Source organism: Streptomyces sp. NPDC028289 (assembly GCF_055565975.1).
The window spans coordinates 599,069-623,863 of sequence record NZ_JBVHTI010000007.1 but is presented as its reverse complement, the minus strand read 5'-3'; the positions used below and the strand labels follow the sequence as shown (position 1 = coordinate 623,863).

The window sequence follows — 24,795 nt, the reverse complement described above, 5'->3', positions numbered from 1 at the left end:
CGAGTAACGTGCGTCCCCCGCTCCCTCCTCTCCCTGCGGTCCGCCGCCACGGACCCGAGCCACGCAAGGAGCACCGGGATGTCCCACGACCCCTGCCCACCCGACCCGAACCGGCTGACCTACCCCTGGCAGCCGGTGCCGCCCGAGCCGCCGGGTCCCCGCCACGTGCCGCACCGGGAGCCGGTCGGCCACCACAGCGACCTGCGGGTGCTGCGCGGCGCCTACCGCCTCCAGCGGCGCGCCGCGACCCTCACCGCGCTCGGCTACTTCACCCTGTTCCTGGTGCTGTCGGCGTTCGCCCCGGGCGTGATGACGAGCACGGTCGCCGACGGCGTACCCGCGGGACTGCTCCTCGCACTCCTGCAACTCCCGGTCACCTGGCTGGCGATCGCCCTCTACGAGCACACCGCGCGCCGCCACGTCGACCCGCTCGCCGACCGCATCCGCCGGACCGCGGAACTGGACGCCAGGCGCGGGGCCGTGCGGTGACCGGCTTCAGCGGCTCCGCGCAGTCCATGTCGCTGGTCGCCTTCACCGTCGTCGCGACACTCACCCTCCTGCTGTGCGTGATGACGGGCCCGGACCGCGACGACCTCGACGAGTTCTACACCGGCTACGGCTCCCTCTCCCCGCTCCGCAACGGCCTGGCGATCGCGGGCGACTACATCTCCGGGGCCGGCGTACTCGCCACGGCCGGCGTGATCGCCCTGTGCGGCTACGACGGCGTCGTCCTCGCCCTCAGCACGGCCCTGTCGCTGATGCTGCTGATGTTCCTGCTGGCCGAACCGCTGCGCAACGCGGGCCGGTTCACCATGGGCGACGCGCTGGCCCGCCGGATGCCCGGCCGCAGCGTACGGATCGCCGCCTGCGCGGTGACCATCGCCGCCCTGCTGCCGCTGATGCTGGTCCAGCTCGCCGGCGCCGGCCAGCTGATGGCCTTCGTCCTCGGCTTCTCCAACGAGACCGTGCAGACCGGCTGCGTCATCGGCCTCGGCGCCCTGATGATCAGCTACGCGGCCATCGGCGGCATGAAGGGCACCGCCCTCATCCAGATCCTGAAGATCGTGATGCTGCTCGCCTCCGGCACCGTGGTCGCCCTGCTGGTCCTGCACCGCTTCGACTGGGACCCGGGCGCCCTGCTCGCCGCCGCGGCCCGGGGCAGCGGCGCCGGAACCGCGTACCTGAACTCCGGCCTCCAGTTCACCGGCGGTCCCGCCCCCCGCCTGGACATGATCAGCTCGGAGCTGACCGTCGTCCTGGGCGGCGCCTGCCTGCCGCACATCACCATGCGCATGTACACCGCCTCCAGCGCCCGCCAGGTCCGCCGCTCGATGTCCTGGGCGGTGTCGTGTGTGGCCCTGTTCGTGCTGATCGTCAGCGTCGTCGGCTTCGGCGCCACCGCCCTGGTCGGCCGCGCCGCCGTGGCCGCCGCCGACCCGCAGGGCAACACGGCCTACCTGCTGGGCTCCCGTGCCGCGTTCGGGGCCGACGTGTCGACGGCGGAGACCCTGCTCTTCACCACGGTCACCGCGGCGGTCTTCCTGACCCTGCTCGCCTCCGTCGCCGGCATGATCCTCGCCTGCGCCAACTCCCTCGCGCACGACGTCTTCGCGACCCGCGGCCAGGAGATGCCGGCCCGCCGCGAGATGGCCCTGGCCCGGGTCTCCGCGCTCGCCATAGGGGTCCCCACGATCCTGCTGGCGGTCCTGGTGCAGCACCACAGCCTGCAGCCCCTGATCATCCTCTCCTTCTGCGTGGGCGCCTCGGCCCTCGCCCCCGCCCTGGTCTACGGCCTCTTCTGGCGCCGCTACACCCGCACCGGCCTGCTCTGCACCCTGCTCGGCGGCACCCTCACCGTGCTGCTCCTGATGCCCGGCACGAACCTGGTCTCGGGCTCGCCGGGCGCCGCCTTCCCGCACGCCGACCTCAACTGGTTCCCCTTCACCACCACCGGCCTCGTCTCCATCCCGGCCGGATTCTTCCTGGGCTGGCTGGGGACCGTGGCCTCCGGCCGGCGCAGGGCCGCGGAACAGCGCAGGCAGTACGAGGCGGTGGAGGGGTGGATCCTCGCGGGGGCGGTACGGAGAGGGAGTCAGGAGGACGCGAGGCGGCGCGGGGTCGAGGCGGCGTGAAGCCTCGGGTCCGAGGAGGCGCGGGGCGCTATTCCGCCGCCGCGCGCCCCGTCAGGGTCACGAGACTGTCCCGCATGTGGTCCATGTGCGCCTGCACGTCGTCCCAGGTCTCGCCGTGCTCGCGCAGCACCCGCTCGGTCTCCCGCGCGATGCGCTCCTCGTGGACCTTGGCCTCCGCGAGGATCTCGCGGGCACGCTCGTCCGCCTCCACCTCGGAGCGGCGCGCCGACTCCCCGGCCTCTTCCAGGGCCTGCTCCGCCTCCGCCAGGGCGGCCTCGGCGCGCGCGATGCGTTCGGCGTTGTGCGCGTCGACCGCGGCGGCGCGCGCGGCCTCCTCGCGCTCCTCCTCGGCCCAGCGTTCGGCGTGCTCCTTGGCCTGTTCGGCGAGCATCCCGGTGGTGCGCTGCCGCACCTCGCGCAGGGCCGCAAGAGCCTCGCCCCGCTGCTCCTTGACCTCCAGGCGGGCGCCGATGCGGATGTCGTCCGCCTCGGCGCTCGCGGCGAGGAGCAGCTGGCGGGCGCGTTCCTCGGTGTCCGCTCGGAGCGCGTCGGCCTGCTCCCGCACCGCATCGCACTCGCTGTCGGCGCGGGCCGCGGCCTCCACGACCCCCTCCGTCAGCTCACGCCGGGCACCCTCGCGCAGGGTCTTCGCCTCTTCCACCACGAGCCGGAACACCCGGTGCGCGCGGTCCCCGAGCGCCTCGTACGTCTGCGGAGGGAGCTGCTCGACCACGGCACGCAACCGCTCGGCCTCCGCCTCCATCTCCTTGGCGAGCACGGTGAGCCGCGCGGCACGCTCCCACGCCGCGTCCCGGTCCTCGCAGAGCGCCACCAGGAACGTGTCGACCTCGTCGGGGCGGTAGCCACGCCCCCGGACGGTCACGAACTCGTACGGCGGCATCGATGCGCTGCTCACCTGGAACCCCTCTCCGCCGGACCCGCACGAAATGATGATTTCGCGGATATCTTGATGGATCGGACGTAAGTGTTCATAACGCGACACTCCGCATGCTGCGCTGGAAACACCGCACGCCGCACCGGGAGAGGGAAGCGCGTCAGGGGGCGTGAAAGCTCAGCCGCGCGCCCTTCGGTAGCGCCGGCACTGTCGCACCACAAACGCGCTCACCTGACGGCGCTCCACGGACAGGTGCAGCGAATCTCGTGGTGGCGGCCCAGAGCGAGGCGGTGGTGCTTCCAGGAGCCGGGAGTGCAGACGCCGGTGACATCTCGCGCACATGTTCCCGGCAGCAGCGGGTGTCCGAGCTTCTAGCGTGATCCCCATGCAGCTCCGTCACGCGTTCAGGCTCTACCCGAATGCCGGTCAGCGCGCCGCGCTGGCCAGGGCTTTCGGATGCGCCCGGGTGGTCTTCAACGACGCGGTCCGCGCCCGCGAGGACGCCCGCCGAACCGGGCAGCGGTTCCCGACGCCGGGGAGCTGTCCCGGAAGCTGGTCACCGAAGCGAAGCGGATAGCGGCACGCTCGTGGCTGGGCGAGGTGTCCGCTGTCGCCCTCCAGCAGTCCCTGCGGGACGCCGAGGCCGCCTATAGGAACTTCTTCGCCTCGCTCAAATGCGTCCGCAAGGGCCCCGGGATGGGTCCGCCCCGCTTGAAGTCCCGCAAGGACGCCGAGCAGTCGATCCGGTTCACCGCCAACGCCCGTTGGACCATCACCGACAGCGGCCGTCTGAACCTGCCGAAGATCGGCGCGGTAAAGGTGAGATGGTCCCGCACACTGCCCGCCGCTCCCACCTCCGTCACCGTCGTCAAGGACGCGGCCGGACGGTACTTCGCCTCCTTCGTCATCGACACCGACCCCGGCACCGACCAGGCGAGGATGCCCGAGACCGACCGCACGATCGGAATCGATCCCGGCCTCACCCACTTCGCGGTCCTCTCCGACGGCAAAGATCAGCTCCCCGCGTTTTCTGCGCCGCGCGGAGAAAAAACTGAAGAAGGCCCAGAAGAAGCTGTCCCGCAAGCAGAAGGGATCGAAGAACCGCGCCAAGGCCCGTCTCAAAGTCGCCCACGCCCACGCCAGAGTTACTGACGCACGCCGAGAGTTCCACCACCGGCTCTCCACGAAGCTGATCTCCGAGAACCAAGGGATCGCCGTGGAGGATTTGTCGGTGGCGGGACCGGCCCGCACGAAACTGGCCACGTCGGTGCACGACGCGGGATGGTCCGCGTTCATCAGCATGCTGGAGTACATGGCAGAACGGTACGGACGCACCCTGGTCAAGATCGGCCGGTTCGAACCGACCTCCCAGACCTGCTCCACCTGCGGCGTCAAGGACGGACCCAAACCCCTGAACGTCAGGGAATGGACCTGTACCGCCTGCGGCACCGTCCACGACCGGGACACCAACGCCGCCATCGACGTGAAGACGGCCGCCGGACTGGCGGTTTCGGCCTGCGGAGCGCCGGTAAGACCAGGATTAATCCCGGCACAGCGCGAAGAAACAGGAAGCCACGGATTCCCGACCGGTTTCTGTGCTGAGTAGCGGCACAGAAACCGGTCGGGAGGACCAGAATCCCCTCGCCCTTCAGGACGAGGAGCATGTCAAAGCAGTCCGTCCCACATCTGCTCGAGCAGCACCGACCACCAGCTCTCCGGCGATCCGAGCGCCGCCGGGTCCAGGGAGGCCAGCTGGGCCTGGAAGTCGACGGTCCAGCGGCCCGCCTGCTCCTGGTTCAGGCCGAACCTGAGCCGCCACATCCGGCCCAGCAGCGCCAGGCAGCGGGCGAACTCCGGCAGCCCCGTGTTCACGAACTGCGGCGGCACGGACGCCCCGCCCGGCCCCGCCTCCACGGGCACGGCGACGATGTTCGCGGTGCCGTACTGCACGCAGACCGCCTTGCCGAAGTCGGTCCCCATGACGAGGTACGACGCCGCGTCCGACGCCGGCTGCAGGCCGCGCTCCTGCGCCAGCTCCGCCAGCGTCGGCACCGGCCGGCCCGGCTGCGCCTGCGCCCAGAAGAACGGCCCCATGTCCAGCGGCAGCCCAGCCGCCACCAGCGTGTGCGCCACGATCGGGGGCACGCCCTGGCGCGACACCGCCGCCTGCTCGAACCGGAACACGCCAGGACCGAACGCCGCCGCCAGCTCCTGCGCGATCGCCTCCGGCGGGATCGGCGGCGCCGCCTGCACCTGCGGCAACGGCGCCCGCACCGGCGCGGGCCGCGCGGGACCCGCCGCCACCTGGTGCAACTCGCCCTGATGCGCCAGCAACTGGCGCATCCCCTGCTGCCGGCTCGCGTGGTCCGTCCCGTACGGCGCGATGCTCGCCAGCCGCGCCTGCGGCCACTGCTCCCGGATCATCCGCGCACAGTACGCACCCGGCAGCTCGCACGACTCCAGCTCCGTGTGCAGCTCCAGCACCTGGTCCGGCGGCACGTTCATGGCCCGCAGCTCGTGGAAGATCTGCCACTCCGGGTGCGGCGTGCCCGGCGCCGAACGCCGGATCAGCTGCTGCTCCGAACCGTCCTGCGCCCGGTAGCGCAGCACCGCCTGGTAGCCGGGGCCCACCGTCGGCTGCCCCTGCTGCGGGTAGCCGTACGCCGGGGGCTGCTGCCCCGGCACGGGCTGACCGGGAACGGGCTGACCGGGCGACGGCATCGCAGCGGCCGGCATCGGCGGCGGCATCTGCGGGGCGCCCGGCGGCATACCCGGGGCGGGCGGAGCACCCACCGGAGGCGCGGAAAGCACCGTCTCCGCGTGATGAACCGCCGCCGCCCCGCCCGCACCACCGGCAGAGCCCTGCGCGGGAGGCGCCGGAGGCGTGCCAGGGGCGCCCGGAGGCTGCGATACGCCGGGGGCGAAAGGTGCGCCAGGGGCAGCCGGAGGCTGCTGCGCGCCCCCGCCCGTCCCACCCGGGTCGGCCAGCATCGTGGCCGCACGATGCACATCACCCGGCGGCTGGCCACCCGGAGCACCCGGCGCACCGGGCGCCTCGGGGGCACCCGGCGGGGTCTGCGCGCCCGGCACCTGCGCCGGACCCTGAGGCCCCTTGGGGCCCGGCGCCGACACCATCTGCGTCGGCGCATACCCGCCCGCGGGCGGCTGAGGCGCGGCCGCCGGGTGGGCGCCCGGTGCTCCCGGCGCCCCCGGGACTCCCGGCGGCGGAGGCGGCGCGCCGGCCCCGCCACGCGCCCGGCGCGGAGGAGGCGCGGCCCTGCTCGTCGCGGCGTCCGCTATGTCACTGGCGTTCGGCGCGAGGGGCCGCCCCGGAGCGGCCGGGCCCGCCGGACCCGCCGGGGGCTGGGGCGCGCCCGGAGCACCGGCCGGCGTCTGCGGATAGCCGTAGCCCGGGGCGGCCGGCGCCTGCGGGTAGCCGTACGAGGGCGCGGGCGGCGTCGCGGGCGCCTGCGGACGGCCGGGCGCGCCCGGCGGGGGCGTGCCGGGAGCCGCCGGTCCCTGCGGGTAGCCGTACGACGGGGCGCCCTGCGGAGGCGGCGGGGGCGTGCCGCCCCGCGCACCCGGCCCGCCCGGCGCCCCCGCCTCGTCGAGCGCCGGAGACACCGCCGTGCGGGGCAGTTGGCTGCCCCCCGCCATCAGCGCCGTCTCGGCCTCTCCCAGGGCACCGTCGTCGGCATCGCTCAGCGGCGGTGCGAACACCGTCGCGGGCAACGGCACGGAACGGTCCTCACCGGCATCGGCGTTGGTGTCGGTGCCGGCCCAGGGAGTCGCGCCGGCGGGCACGTTGGGCACGCCCGGCGCACCGGGCGCACTCGACGCGCCCTGCGCCCCCGCCCCGGCTCCGGCGCCCGCACCTGCCGCCGGCCAAGAAGCGCCACCGGCACCGGCACCGGCACCGGCCGGCGCCCCGTCACTCCCCGACCGCCGGTCCGGAATACCGAGCTTGTCCGCCGCCTCCTGGAGCCACTCCGGCGGACTCAACAGGAACGACGTCTGGTTCAGGTCCACCCGAGCCGCGGGCGCCGGCACCGCGTCGGCGACCTCTGCCTCACGGCCGTACTCCTCCTCGTACCGGCGGATCACCTCGCCCACCGGCAGCGCGGGCCACAGCGTGGCCTCACCGCTGTCGCGGGCGATGACCACCCGCTGCCCGCCCGCGTCCGACCGCGGACCCTCCGCACGGTCCTCGCCCCACACCACGAAGCCGAGACCGAACTCCCGCACCCGCACCTCACGGTGCTGGTACGCCGGGACGTCACCGTTGATCCACTCTTCCGCGCGCTCCTGCGCCTGCGCGAACGTCACCATGCCGGACCTCACTCCCCCGAGCCGGGCGAGGACACCGGCACGGCACGCGCGAAACCACCGTCGACCATCAGGTTCGCCACCGTCTCCAACTCCGGCGGGGACCCCGCCAGCCGCGACAGGAACACGTCGAAGTCCTCACCGCACGGCAGCAGCAGACGCTCCACCCGCTCCGCCGGCGGCCACCCCGGATCCACGTCACGCGCGTCGTCGTACGCGCAGAACCACACCGAACCCAGCCGGTCGCCCTTGACCTTCACCGCCAGCAGACCGCCCTGCACGAAGCCGACGCCCAGGTAGTCCTTGGTGAGGTGGTCGCGCAGGCACTTGTTGACGTACACGAGGTCGTTCACCGCCGCCTCGTCGCGGACGGTGAAGAAGGGCTGGTCCACCAGCAGTCCGAGGCCCGCGTCGAGGGCCGTGCCCACCGGCGCGCAGCCGCCCGCCGCCTTCAGGAACGAGCGGTACGCACCCGGCAAGCGGTACCCGAGGTCCTCCTCGACCCCCTGCACCTGCGACTCCGACACCGCCACACCGGACTTCGGCAGCCCGAAGTGCGCCGGCCGCGTCTCCTGCAACGGCCGCGTCCCCCGCTTGTCGTGGTCCACCCGTGCCGTCGCCACCCCGCCGTGGTGCCGCAGCAACGCCTTCACCTCGACCGGGACCAGCTCCAGCCGCCGCGACCCCGCCACGTGATGCCACGTCCAGCCGTGCGGCGTCGCCACTGCGGGCACCGTGTCCCACAGTTCATGGCCCGAAGCCGCCAGCACCGCGTTCGCGGACACGAAGTCCGTCAGCCGCAACTCGTCGACACCGAACCCCTCCGGCGGATCGGCGATCTCCGCCGCCGCACGCGCGTAGGGCGAGAAGTCGGGGTAACCGCGCTCGTCGATCCGTACCCCTCTCGGGTGACGTGCCGCCCGAACCGGATCCGGGAAATGCACGACCTGCCCGGCATAGGCCGCGTTCGGCGGCGCGGCCTGCTGCCCGAGCCGACCTGTCGTCATGACGGTTGCCCCCTGCGGCACTCTGTACGAACCGGCATCACACCCCTGCGGCGCGCCACGGCCCGTATCCGGCTGTCTCTCCCACGTCCCAGACGCGTCGACCGCGCCCATCGCGGTTGCCGACAGCCTATGCGGTACACGAACCCCGGTCACCGGCCCTCCGGTTCCGTGACCAGCCGTCACCCCGCCGTGACAGCCTGCCCAAACCCGGGCGTGTCGCACCGCCCCAGCTACCGCACCCGCCACAGGATTTGGCAGTCTGTGACTTTCGGGGGGATGCCCGGGAGGGGAAGACGATCATGAACACCACACAGACGGGACCACACACCGCCATGTCCGGCGCCGTCCACGGCGCCACCAACGGCGACCCCCGCATCGGCTGGAGCAGCAGCGAAATACCTCCCGTGCCCACCCTCCAGCACCGCCGCGACGGCATCCTGCCCACCGTCGCCGCCGCCCTCTCCGTCCGCGGCGCCACCCTCACCGGCACCGCCGCCCGCGGCGACCAGCCGCCCCCGCTGCACCCGCTGGTCCAGGAGTTCCTCGACACCCTCCCCAGCGGACAGCGCGACCGCTTCACCGGCCGCTGCGCCGAGGCCATCCTCATCTCCCGGCACATCAGCACAGCCGACAGCGCCCGCAGCAAACGCGCCGCCCGCAAACCCATGACCAACGGCGAAGCCCGCAAATCCCTCAAGCAGGCCAAACTCACCGCCCGCCGCATACGCGAGGACGGCGACCCCCTGCACGGCAGCTTCGCCGCCCCCTGCCGGGCCTGCGCCGCCCTCACCGCCCACTTCGGCGTCCGCGTCGTCGACCCCACCACCGCCGACGCCTGACGCACACACCCCCACACCCCACACGCCGCACACCCGCACCCGCACCCGCACACCGACCAGGACGATCGAAGGGCAGATGCACGCCGACCGCACCTCCTCCACGCGCTTCTCCGTGCCCGTCGACGCAGCCCTGCGCGCCGCCGGCTGGCAACCCGGACGCTGGGACATAAAACAGGCCGAGGTCTGGGCCGACGCCCTGCGCGACCACGCCTCACCCGCCGGACACCGGCACGCCGTCTTCCCCGCAGCGGTGGAGGCCTGGGCCGAGTTCGGCGGCCTGCACATCAGCCCCACCGGCAGCGGCCGCCAGATCGCCCCCGCCACCCTCCACCTCGACCCCCTGCACGGCCTCCACCTCGCCCGCACCCTCGGCGACCTCGGCCGCGCCCTCGGCACCGAGGTCTGCCCCCTCGGCGCGGAGACCGACACCCACTCCGTTCTCGCCATCGACGCCGAAGGCCGCATCTACACCCTCGACCACACCGGCGACTGGTACGTCGGCCCCGACATCGACCAGGCCCTGACCACCCTCATCGCAGGCGTCGAACCCCAACGCCTCACCACCCAGGCCTAGGGGCTGCCCGTCAGGCCGCCGGAATCACCGCCGACACCCGGAAACCCCCGGCATCCGTCGGTCCCGACACGAACACCCCGCCCAGCCCGAGCACCCGCTCACGCATCCCCACCAGGCCGTTCCCGCCCGACGGCAGCCGCGCGGCCGCGGCCGACGCCGGCTCCGGTGGCGGCTCGTTCTCGACCTGCATCGCGATCTCCGCCACCCGGTGCGCCAGCCGCACGTGCGTCTTCGCACCCGCCGCGTGCTTGTGCACGTTCGTCAGCGCCTCCTGCACCACCCGGAACGCCGTCTGCTCGATCACCGCCGCATACGACCGCACGTCCCCCTCGACGGACAGGTCCACCACCATCCCCGCCGCCGCCGACTGCCCGACCAGCACCTCCAGCTCCGACAGCCACGGCCCCTCGTCCTCGGCCGCCACCCGCGAAGCCGCCGCCGCGGCCGCCACCCCCACCGCCGCCAACGGCACCGAAACCGACGCCGAGGCCGAGGCCGAGGCCGCAGTCGTACGCCGCTGAGCCGCCTCCCCGGAACGCAGCACCCCGAGCATCTCCCGCAACTCCGTCAACGCCTGGCGCCCCATGTCCCCCACCAGCGCCGCGTTCTTCACCGCCTTCTCCGGGTCCTTCCGCGCCACCGCCTGCAACGCCGCCGCGTGCACCACCATCAACGACACCCGGTGCGCCACCACGTCGTGCATCTCGCGCGCGATCCGCGTCCGCTCCTCACCCCGCGCCCACTCCGCACGCTCCTCCGCCCGCTCCGCGAGCAGCTGGAGCTCCCGCTCCAGGCTGTCCGCCCGCTCCCGCAGGCTCTCCATCAACCGCCGCCGCGCGCCCACGTACAGCCCCAGCAGCACCGGCGGAGCCGTCAGCCCCAGCGAGGTCGCCAGCGACGCGAACGGAACGAACCAGTCCCCCAGCGTCAGATCCCCCCGCGCCATGCTCTGCCGCACCCGCACGAAGGTCACGATCAGCGTCCCCAGGAACGTCATCCCCGCCAGCGCCGCGATGATCCGCCGCGGCAGCTCCGCCGCGGCCAGCGTGTACAGGCCGACGATGCCCATCAGGAAGCCCATCTGGGCCGGCGTGATCGCGATGGCGACCAGCACCACGGCGATCGGCCACTTCCGGCGCAGCACCAGCACGGAACCGGCCAGCAAACCGAACACGATCCCCGCCGACACCGGGATCCCCGCGTCCCGCGCGAACGGAATCCCCTCCGCGGCGCACTCCAGCGCCGACACCAGCGCGAGCCCCACGTCCAGCACCGCACTACGCCACCGTGACCACCACCACGGCCCTCTCAAGGCCGTCGCGTGGTCTGCCCCCGTCGTGGTCATGCCTCCAGCCTACGGGCGCGGGGGTGGGCTTTTCCGGTGAGTTTCGTCTACTCGCCCCCACCACACTGCGTAACCGAACAACACCGAAATGTGCCAATCATTCCGCCCGGACGGTATGTCACATCCATCCGGCGGGTTCGGGACTTCGGGGAACCTCGGGGCCGACGGCCGCCCCACGGGGTCCGGGAGGGAGCCGACTTGTACCGTCGCGTCGAAGGCGCCCGGTACGGCATAGTAGGAGGCGCCACTCGACGACCTGACTAAATGTCCGGTTCTGTCGATATTGTTCCCCCGTGGTGTAATTGGCAGCACTGTGGCTTTTGGTGCCATCTGTCCGGGTTCGAGTCCTGGCGGGGGAGCCATGCTCGGTTCGGGCCCTGACAGCTCCGTCAGGGCCCGCTCTCATGTCCCCCTCGAAACGCCCCGGTATCCTGCGGATGTCACCCCCACCCGTCCAAAAAGCCGAAGGGCAACTCCGTGAGCGCCATTCGCCCGGCAGCCGTCGTCGTTCTCGCAGCGGGTGAGGGCACCCGTATGAAGTCGGCCACACCCAAGGTCCTGCACGACATCTGCGGCCGTTCCCTGGTGGGTCATGTGCTCGCCGCCTCCCGCGAGTTGGACCCCGAGAACCTGGTCGTCGTCGTCGGGCACGCGCGCGAGCAGGTCGCCGCGCACCTCGGCGAGGTCGACGCCGGTGTCCGTACCGCCGTGCAGGAGCAGCAGAACGGCACCGGGCACGCCGTGCGGATGGCGCTGGAGGAGCTGGGCGGGGCGGTCGACGGGACCGTGGTCGTGGTGTGCGGGGACACTCCGCTGCTGACCGGGGAGACGCTGAAGCGGCTCGCCGGGACGCATCACGGCGACGGCAACGCGGTGACCGTGCTGACGGCGGAGGTGCCGGACGCGACCGGTTACGGCCGTATCGTGCGCGACTCCGCCTCGGGGGCCGTGACGGCCATCGTGGAGCACAAGGACGCCTCCGACGAGCAGCGGGCCATCCGGGAGATCAACTCCGGGGTGTTCGCGTTCGACGGCCGGCTGCTGGCGGACGCGCTGGGGAAGGTGCGGACGGACAACAGCCAGGGTGAGGAGTACCTGACCGATGTGCTGGGGATCCTGCGGGAGGCCGGGCACCGGGTGGGGGCCTCGGTGGCGGACGACCACCGCGAGATCGCCGGGATCAACAACCGCGTGCAGCTGGCGGAGGCGCGGCGGATCCTCAACGACCGCCTGCTGGAACGGGCGATGCTGGACGGCGTGACGGTCGTGGACCCGGCGACGACGTGGGTGGACGTGACCGTGACGTTCGAACAGGACGCCGTCGTGCACCCGGGGACGCAGCTGCTCGGTTCGACGCACCTCGCACGGGGCGCCGAGGTCGGGCCGAACAGCCGGCTGAAGGACACCCGGGTCGGCGCCGGAGCGCGGGTGAGCAACACGGTGTCCGATTCCGCTCATATCGGTGCGGAGGCGAGCGTGGGACCGTATGCCTATCTGCGGCCGGGGACCCGGCTCGGGGCGAAGGGCAAGATCGGCACCTACGTGGAGACGAAGAACGCCTCGATCGGGGAGGGGACGAAGGTTCCGCATCTCTCGTACGTCGGTGACGCGACGATCGGCGAGTACTCGAACATCGGCGCGGCGAGTGTGTTCGTGAACTACGACGGCGAGAGCAAGCACCACACCACCGTCGGGTCGCACTGCAAGACGGGTTCGGACAACATGTTTGTGGCGCCTGTCACGATCGGGGACGGTGCGTACACCGCTGCCGGGTCCGTGATCACGAAGGATGTGCCGCCCGGTTCGCTGGCCGTGGCCCGCGGTCAGCAGCGGAATATCGAGGGTTGGGTGGCCCGGAAGCGTCCGGGGAGCTCGGCGGCGAAGGCTGCCGAGGCGGCTTCCCGGCGGGACGCGAGCGAGGACTGACCGGAAACAGGTGCGCCGAAGACGTCGTACCGTGATAAGTGCACACCCGCACCTAACCAGCTGTTTCGCCCTTCCGCACCAGGCACTCGGGGCGCGGAAGATCCAGCTGTACGGCTGAGACACCTCTGAGGAGACAGTGCTGTGACCGGGATCAAGACGACCGGCGAGAAGAAGATGATGTTCTTCTCCGGCCGCGCCCACCCCGAGCTTGCCGAGGAGGTCGCCCACCAGCTGGGTGTCGGGGTCGTCCCGACGAAGGCCTTCGACTTCGCGAACGGCGAGATCTACGTGCGTTACCAGGAGTCGGCGCGTGGTGCCGACTGCTTCGTGATCCAGAGCCACACGGCTCCGATCAACCAGTGGATCATGGAGCAGTTGATCATGATCGACGCGCTGAAGCGTGCGTCGGCGCGGTCCATCACGGTGATTGTGCCGTTCTACGGTTACGCGCGGCAGGACAAGAAGCACCGGGGCCGTGAACCGATCTCGGCGCGGCTGATCGCCGACCTGATGAAGACGGCGGGTGCGGACCGGCTCCTGACCGTGGATCTGCACACGGACCAGATCCAGGGCTTCTTCGACGGTCCGGTGGACCACCTGTTCGCGCTTCCGCTGCTCGCGGACTACGTGGGCACGAAGGTGGACAAGGACAAGCTGACGATCGTGTCCCCGGACGCCGGCCGGGTGCGGGTGGCGGACCGGTGGTGCGACCGGCTCGGGGCGCCCCTGGCCATCGTGCACAAGCGGCGCGACAAGGACGTGGCGAACCAGGTGACCGTCCACGAGGTCGTGGGTGAGGTCGAGGGCCGGGTGTGCGTCCTGGTCGACGACATGATCGACACGGGTGGCACGATCTGCGCGGCGGCGGACGCGCTGTTCGCGCACGGTGCGGAGGACGTCATCGTGACGGCCACGCACGGTGTGCTGTCGGGTCCGGCGGCGGACCGGCTGAAGAACTCGCGGGTGAGCGAGTTCGTGCTGACGAACACGCTGCCCACGCCGGGTGAGCTGAGCCGGGATCTGGACAAGATCACGGTGCTGTCGATCGCGCCGACGATCGCGAGTGCGGTGCGTGAGGTGTTCGAGGACGGTTCGGTGACGAGCCTGTTCGACGAGCAGTGAGCTGTAAAAACGCTTCTGCATGATCACTTGCGCCCGGCGGGCGCTGATCGATTTCTCTGTGGCCTCTCGCGCCGAGTAGACTTCTCCAGTTGCTCGGCGAGGGAGGCCACGCCTCCGTTATCGACGCGCTCTTCGTAGCAGGCCGTTCGTGGCCGGGTGACCACGTCCGTATCTACCTCTACGAGGAGTGATCACCATGTCCGAGGTGAAGATCACCGCGGCGACGCGCACCGAGTTCGGCAAGGGTGCCGCGCGCCGTATCCGCCGTGACAGCAAGGTTCCCGGTGTCCTGTACGGCCACGGTTCGGACCCGATCCACCTGACCCTGCCGGGCCACGACCTGCTGCTCGCGCTGCGTACGCCGAACGTCCTGATCTCCCTCGACATCGACGGCAAGTCGAACGAGCTGGCGATCCCGAAGTCCGTGGTGCGCGACCCGATCAAGGGCTTCCTGGAGCACGTCGACCTGCTGCTGGTCAAGCGTGGCGAGAAGGTCACGGTCGAGATCCCGGTGCACGCCGAGGGCGAGCTGGCCCCGGGCGGCAACCTGCTGGAGCACGTGCTCAACGCGCTGCCGGTCGAGGCCGAGGCCACCCACATCCCCGAGGCCGTCACCGTCTCCGTCGAGGGCCTGGAGGCCGGCGCCTCCGTCCTCGCCAAGGACATCACCCTGCCGTCCGGTGTGACGCTGGCCGTCGACGAGGACGCGGTCGTCCTCCAGGTGCTGGCCGCGCAGGCGGAGGAAGCGGCTGAGGGCGAGACCGAGGCCGAGGAAGCCGCCGAGGCCTGAGCCGTCGGTTCAGGTGCAGGTGCCGTCTGCTGAGCAGGCGCCCGGCGCTGGTGGCTGTACCCACCCGTTCCGCCCTGCGGAACGATTGCCCACAGCGGTAGCTACCCGGTGGGCGCCCGCCCCACAGCGGTAAGCCGCAAGCGGTCCGCGCAAGCGGCAAGCAGCAAGCGGTTGAGCAACGGTCAGCCGCCGTTCCCCCCGGGAGCGGCGGCTGGCGCGTATCAAGGAGACATGGACGTGACCACCCCCGCAGGCGCCCCCTGGCTGATCGTCGGGCTCGGGAACCCCGGGCCCGAGTACGCGATGAACCGGCACAACGTCGGGTTCATGGTCGCGGACCTGCTCGCCGGGCGGATCGGCGGGAAGTTCAAGCGGGCCGGGAAGGCCCAGGCGCAGGTCGTGGAGGGGCGGCTCGGGGCGCCGGGGCCGGGCAGCCGGCGGGTGGTCCTGGCCAAGCCGATGTCGTACATGAACCTCTCCGGCGGCCCGGTCAACGCGCTGCGCGACTTCTACAAGGTGCCGGTCGCCAACATCGTCGCGATCCACGACGAGCTGGACATCGACTACGGCGTGCTCCGCCTCAAGCTGGGCGGTGGCGACAACGGGCACAACGGGCTGAAGTCGATGACGAAGGCGATGGGCGCGGACTACCACCGGGTGCGGTTCGGGATCGGGCGTCCTCCGGGCCGTATGCAGGTCGCCGACTTCGTGCTGAAGGACTTCTCCTCGACCGAGCGCAAGGAACTGGACTACTTCGTGGACCGGGCCGCCGACGCGGTGGAGGCGCTGGTCACCGAGGGGCTGGAGCGGGCGCAAAGCTCGTACAACTCCTGACTTGTCCCCCACGGCAGTTGACCGGCCGTAGGGACATGGCCAATGATCCCGGCCATGCCTGCTGCCTCCGCCGCCTCCTCCCGTACGGCTCCGGTCGACGCGCTGCGTGTCGTGTCGATGGGTGCGGTCGCCGTGCTGATCCTGGTCGCCGGGGTGTGGGGGTCCTGGGGCACCGCGCAGGACGTGATGCTGACGAAGGGCAAGGAGCGGGGCACGGTCAAGGTGACGGTGTGCGGTGCGGACACCTGCACGGGGCCGTTCACTCCGGTGTCGACGGGTGCGTCGGCGCGCTCCACCGTCGTCCTCGACAAGTCGGTCGGGGTGCGCAAGGGGCAGACGTACGACGTGATCGTGAGGCCCGGCACCGGGGACGTGGTCCGGTCGGGGCCGGCCGGCGTCCTGTACGCCTGGGTGCCGCTGGGCGGTGCGTTGCTGCTGGCGTCGGTGGTGGTCGCCGGGGGGCTGCGGCTGAGGCGGGTGGCGTGGGTGCTGGGGGGTTCGGGGATCGCGCTGCTGACCGCGGCGTTCGCCGCGTTGCAGTGAGCTGTGCCGAGAACGACCGGTGCCCCGGGGTGTACGACCCCGGGGCACCGTCATGCCTGACAGCGGTCAGCCGGTGTTGCGCAGGCCCGCCGCCACGCCGTTGACGGTGAGGAGCAGGGCGCGGGCGAGGAGCGGGTCGGCCGGTTCTCCCGCTGCCGCCTCCTCGCGCTGGCGCTTGAGCAGGGTGACCTGGAGGTAGGAGATCGGGTCCAGGTAGGCGTCACGGATGGAGAAGGTCTGCTTGAGGACCGGGGTGGCGTCGAGGAGTTCGGCCTCACCGGTGACCTTCAGGACCTCCGCGACGGTCAGGGCGTGCTCTTCGCGGATCGTGTCGAACACGTGCTTGAGCTCGTCCGGGACGAGGGTGTCGACGTAGTGCTGGGCGATCCGCAGGTCCGTCTTGGCGAGGGTCATCTCGACGTTGGAGACGAAGTTGCGGAAGAAGTGCCACTGTTCGTGCATCTCGTCCAGGACGGTGTCCAGGCCCGCCTCGCGCAGTGCCTTGAGGCCGGAGCCGACGCCGAACCAGCCGGGGACGATCTGCCGGGACTGGGTCCAGCCGAACACCCAGGGGATGGCGCGCAGGCCGTCGAGCGAGACGCCGGAGCCGGGGCGGCGGGAGGGCCGGGAGCCCAGGTGCAGGTCGGCGAGCTGGTCCACCGGCGTCGACGCGAGGAAGTACGTCGGCAGGTCCGGGTCCTCCACCAGGCGGCGGTAGGCCGCGTGGGCGGCGTCGGAGACGACGTCCATGGCGGCGTCCCAGCGCGCCAGGGCCTCCACGGACTGACGGGGGGCGGTGTGCAGGGCGGAGGCCTGGAGGGTGGCCGCGACCGTCAGTTCCAGGTTCTCCCGGGCGAGGGAGGGGATCAGGTACTTGTCGGAGATGACCTCGCCCTGCTCGGTCACCTTGATCTCGCCCTCCAGGGTGCCCCAGGGCTGGGCGAGGATCGCGTCGTGGGAGGGGCCGCCGCCGCGGCCGACGGTGCCGCCGCGGCCGTGGAAGAGGCGCAGCCGGACCCCGTAGCGGTGGGCGACGTCGCGCAGCCGGCGCTGGGCGCGGTGGATCTCCCACTGGGAGGTGGTGATGCCGCCGAACTTGGAGGAGTCGGAGTAGCCGAGCATGACCTCCTGGACGTCCCCGCGCAGTGCCACCAGTCGGCGGTACGACGGGTCGGAGAGCATGTCCTCCAGGATGGTGTCGGCGGCCTTGAGCTCGTCGGTGGTCTCCAGCAGCGGCACGATGCCGACCTTGGCCCAGCCGGCGTGCAGGTCCACCAGGCCGGCCTCACGGGCGAGGACGGCGGCGGCGAAGACGTCGTCGGCGCCCTGGCACATGGAGATGATGTACGACTCGACGACCTCGGGGCCGAAGATCTCCAGGGCCTTCTTCACGGTCTCGAAGACGCCGAGGGTCTTGGCGCCGGCCGCGTCGACGGGTGCCGGGGTGGGGGCGAGCGGCCGACGCGAGCGGAGCTCCTTGGCGAGGAGCTTGGCGCGGTACTCGCGGGGCATGTCGGCGTAGCGCCAGGACTCCTCGCCGAGGCGGTCGAAGAGCTGGCCGAGGGCGTGGTGGTGGGCGTCGGCGTGCTCGCGGACGTCCATGGTGGCGAGCTGGAGGCCGAACGCGGCCAGCGTGCGGATCGTACGGGCCAGGCGGCCGTCGGCGAACAGGCCGCCGCGGTGTTCGCGCAGGGAGGTCTGGATCAGGCGCAGGTCGCCGAGGAGCTCGGCGGTGCCGAGGTAGTCGCGGCCGGGCTCGTGCGGGGTGCCGGTGGCCAGGCGCTGCTTGGTGTTGGTCAGCTTCTGCCGGATGCAGGTCGCCTTGAGGCGGTAGGGCTCCTCGGCGTTGAGGCGCTTGTAGCGGGGGCTGATCTCGGGCAGCAGCTCCAGGTCGGCCCGCAGGGACTCGAGGAGTTCCTCGGTGGCGCCCGTGTAGCGGATGGAGTTGGAGAGGAAGCCACGGAGCTCGTCGATCATCTCCAGGGCGTCGTTGATGCCGTGCTCGTGCTGGAGGATGAGGACGTCCCAGGTGACCTGGGGGGTGACGTTGGGGTTGCCGTCGCGGTCGCCGCCGATCCAGGTGCCGAAGGTCAGCGGACGGGTGTCGTCGGGGAGCTTGACGCCGACCCGCTCCAGCTCCGCCGTCAGGTCCTCCAGGACGTCGCCGACCGCGTCGGCGTGCAGCTCGTCCAGGTAGTAGATGGCGTTGCGGGCCTCGTCGGCGGGCTCCGGGCGTACGACGCGCAGCTCGTCGGTCTGCCAGACGAGGTCGATGTTCTCGGCGAGGCGGATGTCGGTGCGGCGGCGGTCGGACTCGATGACCGGCGTGTCCAGGAGCGCGGCGATGCGCCGGAGCTTGTTGAGGACCGAACGGCGCGCCGCCTCGGTGGGGTGCGCCGTGAACACCGGGCGGACGTTGAGGTTCTGCACGGTCTCGCGCAGGTGCTCGGGGTCGGCGTCCTTGAGCCGGTCGGCGGTGCGGGCGAGGAGGCCGCCCTCGGCGGCACGGCGGGCGCGCAGCTCACGGCCGCGGTGCACCTGCTCGGTGACGTTGGCCAGGTGGAAGTAGGTGGAGAAGGCACGGACCAGCTTGGCGGCGGTCTCCAGTTCGGTGCCGCGCAGCAGTTCGGCAGCGGCCTCGCCGTCCTCGCGGGTCAGGCGGCGGACCTTCTCGACGAGCTCCAGCAGCTCGGGACCCTCCTGGCGGACGAGGGTCTCGCCGAGGAGGTCACCCAGCCGGCGGATGTCGGCGCGCAGCTCACTGCTGGTCGTGGTGGTCTGGTCGTCGGCACTGCTCACAGGTGCGGCTCCTTGCAGTGTTGAAGCTCGTCTGGAGGGAACCCGTCAGGCGGCCGGGCAGCAGGCGGGGCCTGTCCGCATAGCGGCCGGACATCAGGGAAGGAAACAGAACGGACCGCGCTGTCCGACCGACTCCAAGGATAGGTGTCCATGAGGACGCGCAGGTTCTGGGGCTCTTGCCGTGAGACGCCCCGCTGCCATACTTACGTCGCCGTAGGTTACGGAACCGTAGGGAAGCTCCTTTTCGTCCCGTTCGGTCGCCGCGGATCGGCGCATCTCTCAACCCTCGACCCCACAGGGGACGCGCATGACCTCGTCTAGTTCCGATGTGATCGAAGACCCCCGGAAGGCGGCCGACACCGCGCTCCAGTCCGCCACCCTGGGCGGTGAGCGGAAGGGTTCGCTGGAGCAGATCACCCTGCTGCTGTTCATCGTCGTGCCGTTCCTCGCGCTGCTGGCGGCGGTGCCGCTGGCGTGGGGATGGGGCGCGAGCTGGCTCGACCTGGGCCTGATGGTGTTCTTCTACTACCTGGGCTGTCACGGCGTGACGATCGGTTACCACCGTTACTTCACCCACGGTTCCTTCAAGGCGAAGCGGCCGCTCAGGATCGCGCTGGCCGTCGCGGGGTCGATGGCGGTGGAGGGGCCGCTGGTGCGCTGGGTGGCCGACCACCGCAAGCACCACAAGTTCTCCGACGCGGAGGGCGACCCGCATTCGCCGTGGCGGTACGGCGAGACCGTGCCGGCGCTGATCAAGGGCCTGTGGTGGGCGCACATCGCCTGGATGTTCGACGAGGAGCGGACCCCGCAGGACAAGTACGCGCCGGATCTGGTCAAGGACCCTGCCATCCGGACGATCTCCCGCCAGTTCATCTACTGGACGGTGGTCTCCCTCGCGCTGCCGCCGCTGATCGGCGGGCTGGTGACGATGTCCTGGTGGGGCGCGTTCACCGCGTTCTTCTGGGGATCACTCGTCCGGGTGGCGCTGCTCCACCATGTGACGTGGTCGATCAACTCGATCTGCCACGCGGTGGGCAAGCGGCCGTTCAAATCGCGGGACCGGTCGGGCAACGTGTGGTGGCTGGCGGTCCTGTCCTGCGGCGAGTCCTGGCACAACCTGCACCACGCCGACCCGACCTCCGCGCGGCACGGGGTGGAGCGCGGCCAGATCGACTCGTCGGCGCGGATCATCCGCTGGTGCGAGCAGCTGGGCTGGGCCTACGACGTGCGCTGGCCGTCACGCTCACGTATCGATTCGCGCCGTAACACCGGAGAAGGCGGCTCCCCGCAGGGGGCGGAGGCCGCGAAGGCGGCATGATTGACGCCGTGGCGACCGACTCCAGCACCCCCAGTCCCGAGAAGCAGCGGCGGGCGCGTCGTACCCGTATGACCGGTGCGGAGCGCCGCCAGCAGCTGTTGGAGATCGGTCGCACCCTCTTCGCGGCGAAGGGCTTCGAGGGCACGTCGGTGGAGGAGATCGCCGCGAAGGCCGGGGTCTCCAAGCCGGTGGTGTACGAGCACTTCGGCGGCAAGGAGGGGCTGTACGCGGTGGTGGTCGACCGGGAGATGCGGCGCCTGCTGGACATGGTGACCGGCTCCCTCACGGCCGGCCATCCGCGGGAGCTGTGCGAGCAGGCCGCGTTCGCGCTGCTCGACTACATCGAGGAGTACACGGACGGGTTCCGGATCCTGGTCCGGGACTCCCCCATCCCGCAGTCGACGGGTTCCTTCGCCTCTCTCATCTCGGACATCGCGACCCAGGTGGAGGACATCCTGGGCCGCGAGTTCAAGAGCCGCGGCTTCGACCCCAAGCTGGCCCCGCTGTACGCGCAGGCGCTGGTGGGCATGGTCGCGCTGACCGGCCAGTGGTGGCTGGACGTGCGCCGCCCGAAGAAGGCGGAGGTCGCCGCCCACCTGGTGAACCTGGCCTGGCACGGCCTGGACGGCCTGGAGCAGAAGCCACGGCTGATAGGGCACCGCAAGGCCTGAGCCCTGTGCTCAGGCCTCAGCGTTCACTCAGTGCTTGAAGATGTCCTTCATCTTCTCCTTGGCCTGGCGGGCGTCGCCCTTCGACTGCTCCAGGCGTCCTTCGGCCTCCATGGGCGCGTCACGCGTCGCGCGCCCGCCGACCTCCTTGACCTTGCCCTTGATCTGTTCCTTCTTGCCCTTGGCCTTCTGATGTCCTGACACCGTCGATCCCTCCTGAAGCGGATAGGTACGTGGGGTCATTGCTCCGGGTAACCAGGAGCGGGCCGCGGCAAACGGTGGCTCAGCGCACCGGTTCCAGGAACTCCAGGCGGTTGCCGACGGGGTCCTGGGAGTAGAAGCGGCGGTGTCCGGGGAGGTCGTCGTCCCAGGTGACGGGGGCGCCGCCGGCTTCGAGCCGTTCGGCACAGGCCTCGATGTCCGTGACCCGCAGTCCCGGATGGGCCTGCAGAGCGGGGCGGAAGGCCGCCTCCACTCCCAGGTGCAGGTGCACGGTCCCGGCCCGGAACCAGCAGCCGCCGCGCGCCGCGAGCACGGGCGGCTTGGGGATCTCGGTCATGCCGAGGAGATCGACGTAGTAGGCGCGCAGCAGATCCTCCGAGCCCGGCGGTACGGCGAGCTGGACGTGGTCGAGGGCGGTGAGCATCAGGCGTCCTCCTTGCGGGCGACGGCGAACAGGCGGCGGAAGGGCAGGACCGTGCCGTAGGGGGCGCTCGGATAGGCCTCCCGCAGCAACTCGCGGTACTCGGCGACGAAGGCGTCCCGGGCCTCGGGGTCGTCGCCGAGGGCGGTGAGGGCGGGGCGCAGCCCGGTGCCCTTGACCCAGTCCAGGACGGGGTCCTCGCCCGCCAGGACGTGGAGGTAGGTGGTCTCCCAGACGTCGGTGGCGCAGCCGAGGCGGGCGAGCCGGTCGAGGTAGGCGGCCGGCGGGTGGACGGAGTCCTCGTGGCGCAGCACGTCGGCGAGCCGGACCTTCCAGCGGGGTGTGGCGGCGAGCTCGCGCATCAGGGCGTGCAGGGGTGCGTCGATGTTGTTCGGCACCTGGAAGGCGAAGGTGCCGCCGGGAGCGAGCGCGTCGAGCCAGTCGGCGAAGCGGCCGAGGTGGCCGGGGACCCACTGGAGCGCCGCGTTGGACACGATCAGGTCGTACGGCCGTTCGGGCGCCCAGGTGCGCAGGTCGGCGTGGGCGAAGTCGAGGCGGCCGCCGCCGGGGGTGGGTCCGGCGTGGTCGACCTCGGCCCTGTCGAGCATCGCGGCCGAGTTGTCGTAACCGGTGATGTGCGCGGTGGGCCAGCGGTCGGCGAGGACGGCGGTGACGTTGCCGGGGCCGCAGCCGAGGTCGGCGATGGCCGGGGGGTCGCCGGGGAGGGCGGGGACGTGGGCGAGGAGGTCGGTGAAGGCGCGGGCGCGGTGGCCGGAGTGACGGAGGTACTGGGCGGGGTCCCAGGCAGGAGTCGTCATGTCCTCCACCTTCCCCGTAGAGATATCTCGATGTCAAGAGACTCGATATCAAGAGACTTCATGTCGACAGAACCACTACACTGATCGCCATGGAGGACGAGGTCGATCGGCTGGTCGCTGCGTGGCGCCGGGAGCGCCCGGACCTCGACGTGGAACCGCTCGAGGTGCTCAGCCGGGTGAGCCGACTGGCGCGGCACCTGGACCGGGCACGTCGGCTGGCCTTCGCCGAGCACAGCCTGGAGCCCTGGGAGTTCGACGTGCTGACCGCGCTCAGGCGCGCGGGCACGCCGTACCAGCTCTCCCCCGGGCAGCTGCTGACCCAGACCCTGGTCACCTCGGGGACGATGACCAACCGCATCGACCGGCTGGCCAAGAAGGGCCTGGTCGAGCGGCTGCCGGACCCGAGCGACCGGCGTGGCGTGCTGGTCCGGCTGACCACCGAGGGCCAGGACCGCGCGGACCAGGCCCTGGCGGGCCTCCTCGACCAGGAGCGGGCGATCCTCGGCGAGCTCTCCCCCACCCAGCGGTCCGAACTCGCCGGGCTGCTACGCCAGTTGACGGCGCCGTTCGACAACATCCCCGGCTAGGCGCTCCGCTGACAGTGCCGCGATATGCCGTCTGTCGTCTGCGGCGTCGTCGTGGCTGGTCGCGCAGTTCCTCCCCCAGCCTTCGGCCGGGGGTACCCCAACGCCCCTTCGGGGCGCTGCCCGCTTGGCGCCGGTCAGGCGCTGCTGCTCTCCTCAGGGACGATCCGTCCGCTGGGCCCTAGGTCCACCGGCCCCACCCCAGCCCTGCGCGCCAGCGCCACCGCGGCCAGCGTGGAGTGGACGCCCAGCTTGCCGAGGACGTTCTGCATGTGGGTGCGGACGGTGTGCGGGGACAGGAAGAGGCGCTCGGCGACGGCCTTGCGCCCCAGGCCCGCCACCATGCACCGGAGCACTTCGCGCTCCCTCGGCGTGAGGGACTCCACCAGGCGCTCGCTCTCGGTGCGGTGCTTGCGGGCCGCCGTCAGCTCCCGCAGGACGCCCGTGAGCAGGGCGGGCGGCAGATGCGTCTCGTCGCGCAGCACGCCCCGGATGACGTTCAGCAGCCGGGACAGCGAGCAGTCCTTGGCGACCCAGCCGCAGGCGCCGGCCTGCAGGGCCAGGGCCGCGCGCCGCGGGTCGTCCTTCTCGGCGAGGACGACGACCCGGACGGCCGGATGGGCCGAGCGGACACCGGCGACCAGCGATATGCCGTCGACCAGCCCCTCCGCGTTGGCCTCCTGCACCGGCACGGCCGCCCGGCCGCCCGGCAGTTGACCGCCCAGGTCGGCGTCGACGAGCAGCACGTCGTAGCGGCGGCCCTCGGCGACCGCGCGCTCCAGGCAGCGCAGCGCGGCCGGACCGCTGCCGGCCGCGGAGACGTCGACGTCGGGCTCGGCGGCCAGTGCGGCGGCCAGCGACTCGGCGAAGATGCGGTGGTCGTCGACGACCAGGACTCGGATGCGAACCACGAAACCCCCTTCCCCAGTGCTCTTCACGAGCCGGGGATACCCCAAGGTCCGGAGAACGACGAACCGTGCGGACACGACACCCGCGGGAGGGCTGAACCGCACGGCCGCCGCCGTGCCTGAACTGCTACCCCCACCGCGGGCGTCGTATCCGACTTGTCTCGCCCCCTGATCAGCGCCGGCCCCCACCGGCACTGCTCATCAGAGTACGACCGGTCGCCGTGAGCGGAAGGCAATTTGCAGAACTGCCCGGCCGACGCGTTTATGGTGTGCCGCATGTTTCGTATTGAGGCGGAAGTCGACAAGGAACGACGCGAACTGCTCCACGCGCGGCTGCGGGACACCAACACCGCGGCGTCCCCCGTCCTCGCGGCCCTGCGCGGTACTCCCGGTGAACGCCAAGTGCCGCTGCACGTCTGGGCGATGGACGAGCGCTCGGGCGGCCTTGCGGGCGGGCTGGTCGGACACACCTGGACGTCCTGGCTGCACGTCACCTACCTCTGGGTGGACGCCCGCCACCGCGGCACGGGCCTCGGCGGCGGGCTGCTCGCGGAGGCCGAGCGCATCGCCCGCGAGGACCGCGGCTGCACCGCCGTACGCCTGGAGACCTGGGACTTCCAGGCCCCGGAGTTCTACCGGAAGCAGGGGTACGACGTGGTGTGCGTGATCCCCGACTACCCGCCGGGGATCACGGAGTACACGCTGACGAAGCGGCTGGGCTGAG

22 protein-coding genes, 1 tRNA gene and 1 pseudogene are annotated in these 24,795 nt (G+C 71.6%); 15 read left to right on the top strand and 9 right to left on the bottom strand.

Annotation, left to right across the window (positions count from 1 at the left end):
• The first annotated feature begins 78 nt into the window (after nt 1-78).
• Together ACZ4UV_RS36055 and ACZ4UV_RS36050 are read left to right on the top strand one after the other, a co-directional pair.
• Nucleotides 79-489, top strand: coding sequence for a DUF485 domain-containing protein (locus ACZ4UV_RS36055; protein WP_451020296.1), 411 nt, complete (start codon nt 79-81; stop codon nt 487-489).
• Nucleotides 486-2,132, top strand: coding sequence for a sodium/solute symporter (locus ACZ4UV_RS36050; protein WP_467843719.1), 1,647 nt, complete (start codon nt 486-488; stop codon nt 2,130-2,132). The genes ACZ4UV_RS36055 and ACZ4UV_RS36050 overlap by 4 nt, the downstream gene beginning before the upstream one ends.
• A gap of 28 nt (nt 2,133-2,160) precedes the next feature.
• Here the strand turns inward: ACZ4UV_RS36050 and ACZ4UV_RS36045 are convergent, their stop codons facing one another.
• The gene (locus ACZ4UV_RS36045; RefSeq protein ID WP_451020294.1) at nt 2,161-3,048 is read right to left on the bottom strand and encodes a coiled-coil domain-containing protein; all 888 of its coding nucleotides are present in this window, start codon (nt 3,046-3,048) and stop codon (nt 2,161-2,163) included.
• A 364-nt stretch (nt 3,049-3,412) separates the two neighbouring features.
• Between ACZ4UV_RS36045 and ACZ4UV_RS36040 the strand changes: the two are divergent.
• A pseudogene (locus ACZ4UV_RS36040) lies at nt 3,413-4,633 on the top strand (RNA-guided endonuclease InsQ/TnpB family protein).
• Nucleotides 4,634-4,692: 59 nt separating this feature from the next.
• Here the strand turns inward: ACZ4UV_RS36040 and ACZ4UV_RS36035 are convergent.
• Nucleotides 4,693-7,356: an SUKH-4 family immunity protein gene (locus tag ACZ4UV_RS36035; protein WP_467843716.1), complete on the bottom strand. Its 2,664-nt coding sequence runs from the start codon at nt 7,354-7,356 to the stop codon at nt 4,693-4,695.
• 8 nt (nt 7,357-7,364) lie between these two features.
• The gene (locus ACZ4UV_RS36030; protein WP_451020292.1) at nt 7,365-8,360 is read right to left on the bottom strand and encodes an SMI1/KNR4 family protein; all 996 of its coding nucleotides are present in this window, start codon (nt 8,358-8,360) and stop codon (nt 7,365-7,367) included.
• Nucleotides 8,361-8,659: 299 nt separating this feature from the next.
• On the opposite strand from ACZ4UV_RS36030, the gene ACZ4UV_RS36025 reads away from it, so the two are divergent.
• Together ACZ4UV_RS36025 and ACZ4UV_RS36020 are read left to right on the top strand one after the other, a co-directional pair.
• The gene (locus ACZ4UV_RS36025) at nt 8,660-9,199 is read left to right on the top strand and encodes a YwqJ-related putative deaminase (protein ID WP_451020291.1); all 540 of its coding nucleotides are present in this window, start codon (nt 8,660-8,662) and stop codon (nt 9,197-9,199) included.
• Nucleotides 9,200-9,275: 76 nt separating this feature from the next.
• On the top strand, nt 9,276-9,773 hold the full coding sequence (locus ACZ4UV_RS36020; protein WP_451020290.1) for an SUKH-3 domain-containing protein: 498 nt from the start codon (nt 9,276-9,278) through the stop codon (nt 9,771-9,773).
• A 10-nt stretch (nt 9,774-9,783) separates the two neighbouring features.
• Here ACZ4UV_RS36020 and ACZ4UV_RS36015 read toward each other — a convergent pair whose 3' ends face one another.
• Nucleotides 9,784-11,118, bottom strand: coding sequence for a sensor histidine kinase (locus tag ACZ4UV_RS36015; RefSeq protein WP_467843712.1), 1,335 nt, complete (start codon nt 11,116-11,118; stop codon nt 9,784-9,786).
• A gap of 287 nt (nt 11,119-11,405) precedes the next feature.
• On the opposite strand from ACZ4UV_RS36015, the gene ACZ4UV_RS36010 reads away from it, so the two are divergent.
• From ACZ4UV_RS36010 to ACZ4UV_RS35985, 6 genes are all read left to right on the top strand, one after another.
• A tRNA-Gln gene (locus ACZ4UV_RS36010) sits at nt 11,406-11,480 on the top strand.
• A gap of 115 nt (nt 11,481-11,595) precedes the next feature.
• Nucleotides 11,596-13,044, top strand: a complete 1,449-nt coding sequence (gene glmU / locus ACZ4UV_RS36005; protein ID WP_467843709.1) for a bifunctional UDP-N-acetylglucosamine diphosphorylase/glucosamine-1-phosphate N-acetyltransferase GlmU — start codon at nt 11,596-11,598, stop codon at nt 13,042-13,044.
• Nucleotides 13,045-13,185: 141 nt separating this feature from the next.
• Nucleotides 13,186-14,166 (top strand): ribose-phosphate diphosphokinase, encoded by a 981-nt coding sequence (locus ACZ4UV_RS36000; protein WP_451021661.1) that lies wholly within the window; start codon nt 13,186-13,188, stop codon nt 14,164-14,166.
• Between the two features lie 196 nt (nt 14,167-14,362).
• On the top strand, nt 14,363-14,956 hold the full coding sequence (locus ACZ4UV_RS35995; RefSeq protein WP_451021660.1) for a 50S ribosomal protein L25/general stress protein Ctc: 594 nt from the start codon (nt 14,363-14,365) through the stop codon (nt 14,954-14,956).
• Between the two features lie 231 nt (nt 14,957-15,187).
• On the top strand, nt 15,188-15,790 hold the full coding sequence (gene pth, locus ACZ4UV_RS35990) for an aminoacyl-tRNA hydrolase (protein ID WP_467843705.1): 603 nt from the start codon (nt 15,188-15,190) through the stop codon (nt 15,788-15,790).
• 42 nt (nt 15,791-15,832) lie between these two features.
• On the top strand, nt 15,833-16,333 hold the full coding sequence (locus ACZ4UV_RS35985) for a hypothetical protein (RefSeq protein WP_390046947.1): 501 nt from the start codon (nt 15,833-15,835) through the stop codon (nt 16,331-16,333).
• 66 nt (nt 16,334-16,399) lie between these two features.
• Here ACZ4UV_RS35985 and ppc read toward each other — a convergent pair whose 3' ends face one another.
• The gene (gene ppc / locus ACZ4UV_RS35980) at nt 16,400-19,132 is read right to left on the bottom strand and encodes a phosphoenolpyruvate carboxylase (RefSeq protein WP_451021658.1); all 2,733 of its coding nucleotides are present in this window, start codon (nt 19,130-19,132) and stop codon (nt 16,400-16,402) included.
• A gap of 307 nt (nt 19,133-19,439) precedes the next feature.
• Between ppc and ACZ4UV_RS35975 the strand changes: the two genes are divergently transcribed.
• Together ACZ4UV_RS35975 and ACZ4UV_RS35970 are read left to right on the top strand one after the other, a co-directional pair.
• Complete coding sequence (locus tag ACZ4UV_RS35975) at nt 19,440-20,450, top strand: acyl-CoA desaturase (protein ID WP_451021657.1); 1,011 nt, start codon at nt 19,440-19,442, stop codon at nt 20,448-20,450.
• On the top strand, nt 20,447-21,121 hold the full coding sequence (locus ACZ4UV_RS35970; RefSeq protein ID WP_351488117.1) for a TetR/AcrR family transcriptional regulator: 675 nt from the start codon (nt 20,447-20,449) through the stop codon (nt 21,119-21,121). Before ACZ4UV_RS35975 ends, ACZ4UV_RS35970 begins: the two co-directional genes overlap by 4 nt.
• Nucleotides 21,122-21,148: 27 nt before the next feature.
• Here ACZ4UV_RS35970 and ACZ4UV_RS35965 read toward each other — a convergent pair whose 3' ends face one another.
• From ACZ4UV_RS35965 to ACZ4UV_RS35955, 3 genes are all read right to left on the bottom strand, one after another.
• Nucleotides 21,149-21,322 carry a CsbD family protein gene (locus ACZ4UV_RS35965; RefSeq protein WP_451021656.1) on the bottom strand — a complete coding sequence of 58 codons (174 nt, stop codon included), beginning with the start codon at nt 21,320-21,322 and terminating at the stop codon, nt 21,149-21,151.
• 79 nt (nt 21,323-21,401) lie between these two features.
• Nucleotides 21,402-21,764, bottom strand: coding sequence for a VOC family protein (locus ACZ4UV_RS35960; protein ID WP_351488121.1), 363 nt, complete (start codon nt 21,762-21,764; stop codon nt 21,402-21,404).
• Nucleotides 21,764-22,579 carry a trans-aconitate 2-methyltransferase gene (locus ACZ4UV_RS35955; RefSeq protein ID WP_451021655.1) on the bottom strand — a complete coding sequence of 272 codons (816 nt, stop codon included), beginning with the start codon at nt 22,577-22,579 and terminating at the stop codon, nt 21,764-21,766. The genes ACZ4UV_RS35960 and ACZ4UV_RS35955 overlap by 1 nt, the downstream gene beginning before the upstream one ends.
• An 89-nt stretch (nt 22,580-22,668) precedes the next feature.
• On the opposite strand from ACZ4UV_RS35955, the gene ACZ4UV_RS35950 reads away from it, so the two are divergent.
• Nucleotides 22,669-23,166, top strand: coding sequence for a MarR family winged helix-turn-helix transcriptional regulator (locus tag ACZ4UV_RS35950; protein WP_351957293.1), 498 nt, complete (start codon nt 22,669-22,671; stop codon nt 23,164-23,166).
• Nucleotides 23,167-23,300: 134 nt separating this feature from the next.
• On the opposite strand, the gene ACZ4UV_RS35945 is transcribed toward ACZ4UV_RS35950, so the two are convergent.
• On the bottom strand, nt 23,301-24,074 hold the full coding sequence (locus ACZ4UV_RS35945) for a LuxR C-terminal-related transcriptional regulator (RefSeq protein ID WP_388922806.1): 774 nt from the start codon (nt 24,072-24,074) through the stop codon (nt 23,301-23,303).
• Between the two features lie 261 nt (nt 24,075-24,335).
• Between ACZ4UV_RS35945 and ACZ4UV_RS35940 the strand changes: the two genes are divergently transcribed.
• A complete protein-coding gene (locus tag ACZ4UV_RS35940) occupies nt 24,336-24,794 on the top strand; it encodes a GNAT family N-acetyltransferase (RefSeq protein ID WP_451022508.1) in 459 nt (152 codons plus the stop codon).
• Nucleotide 24,795 lies beyond the last annotated feature (1 nt).

What these genes read in the sequence shown, in the direction of transcription:
- ACZ4UV_RS36055 (WP_451020296.1), top strand. Translation starts at nt 79, where the DNA reads ATGTCCCACGACCCCTGCCCACCCGACCCGAACCGGCTGACCTACCCC.
- ACZ4UV_RS36035 (WP_467843716.1), bottom strand. Translation starts at nt 7,356, where the DNA reads ATGGTGACGTTCGCGCAGGCGCAGGAGCGCGCGGAAGAGTGGATCAAC.
- ACZ4UV_RS36030 (WP_451020292.1), bottom strand. Translation starts at nt 8,360, where the DNA reads ATGACGACAGGTCGGCTCGGGCAGCAGGCCGCGCCGCCGAACGCGGCC.
- ACZ4UV_RS36025 (WP_451020291.1), top strand. Translation starts at nt 8,660, where the DNA reads ATGAACACCACACAGACGGGACCACACACCGCCATGTCCGGCGCCGTC.
- ACZ4UV_RS36020 (WP_451020290.1), top strand. Translation starts at nt 9,276, where the DNA reads ATGCACGCCGACCGCACCTCCTCCACGCGCTTCTCCGTGCCCGTCGAC.
- ACZ4UV_RS36015 (WP_467843712.1), bottom strand. Translation starts at nt 11,118, where the DNA reads ATGACCACGACGGGGGCAGACCACGCGACGGCCTTGAGAGGGCCGTGG.
- ACZ4UV_RS35995 (WP_451021660.1), top strand. Translation starts at nt 14,363, where the DNA reads ATGTCCGAGGTGAAGATCACCGCGGCGACGCGCACCGAGTTCGGCAAG.
- pth (WP_467843705.1), top strand. Translation starts at nt 15,188, where the DNA reads ATGGACGTGACCACCCCCGCAGGCGCCCCCTGGCTGATCGTCGGGCTC.
- ACZ4UV_RS35985 (WP_390046947.1), top strand. Translation starts at nt 15,833, where the DNA reads ATGATCCCGGCCATGCCTGCTGCCTCCGCCGCCTCCTCCCGTACGGCT.
- ACZ4UV_RS35975 (WP_451021657.1), top strand. Translation starts at nt 19,440, where the DNA reads ATGACCTCGTCTAGTTCCGATGTGATCGAAGACCCCCGGAAGGCGGCC.
- ACZ4UV_RS35970 (WP_351488117.1), top strand. Translation starts at nt 20,447, where the DNA reads ATGATTGACGCCGTGGCGACCGACTCCAGCACCCCCAGTCCCGAGAAG.
- ACZ4UV_RS35960 (WP_351488121.1), bottom strand. Translation starts at nt 21,764, where the DNA reads ATGCTCACCGCCCTCGACCACGTCCAGCTCGCCGTACCGCCGGGCTCG.
- ACZ4UV_RS35955 (WP_451021655.1), bottom strand. Translation starts at nt 22,579, where the DNA reads ATGACGACTCCTGCCTGGGACCCCGCCCAGTACCTCCGTCACTCCGGC.
- ACZ4UV_RS35950 (WP_351957293.1), top strand. Translation starts at nt 22,669, where the DNA reads ATGGAGGACGAGGTCGATCGGCTGGTCGCTGCGTGGCGCCGGGAGCGC.
- ACZ4UV_RS35940 (WP_451022508.1), top strand. Translation starts at nt 24,336, where the DNA reads ATGGTGTGCCGCATGTTTCGTATTGAGGCGGAAGTCGACAAGGAACGA.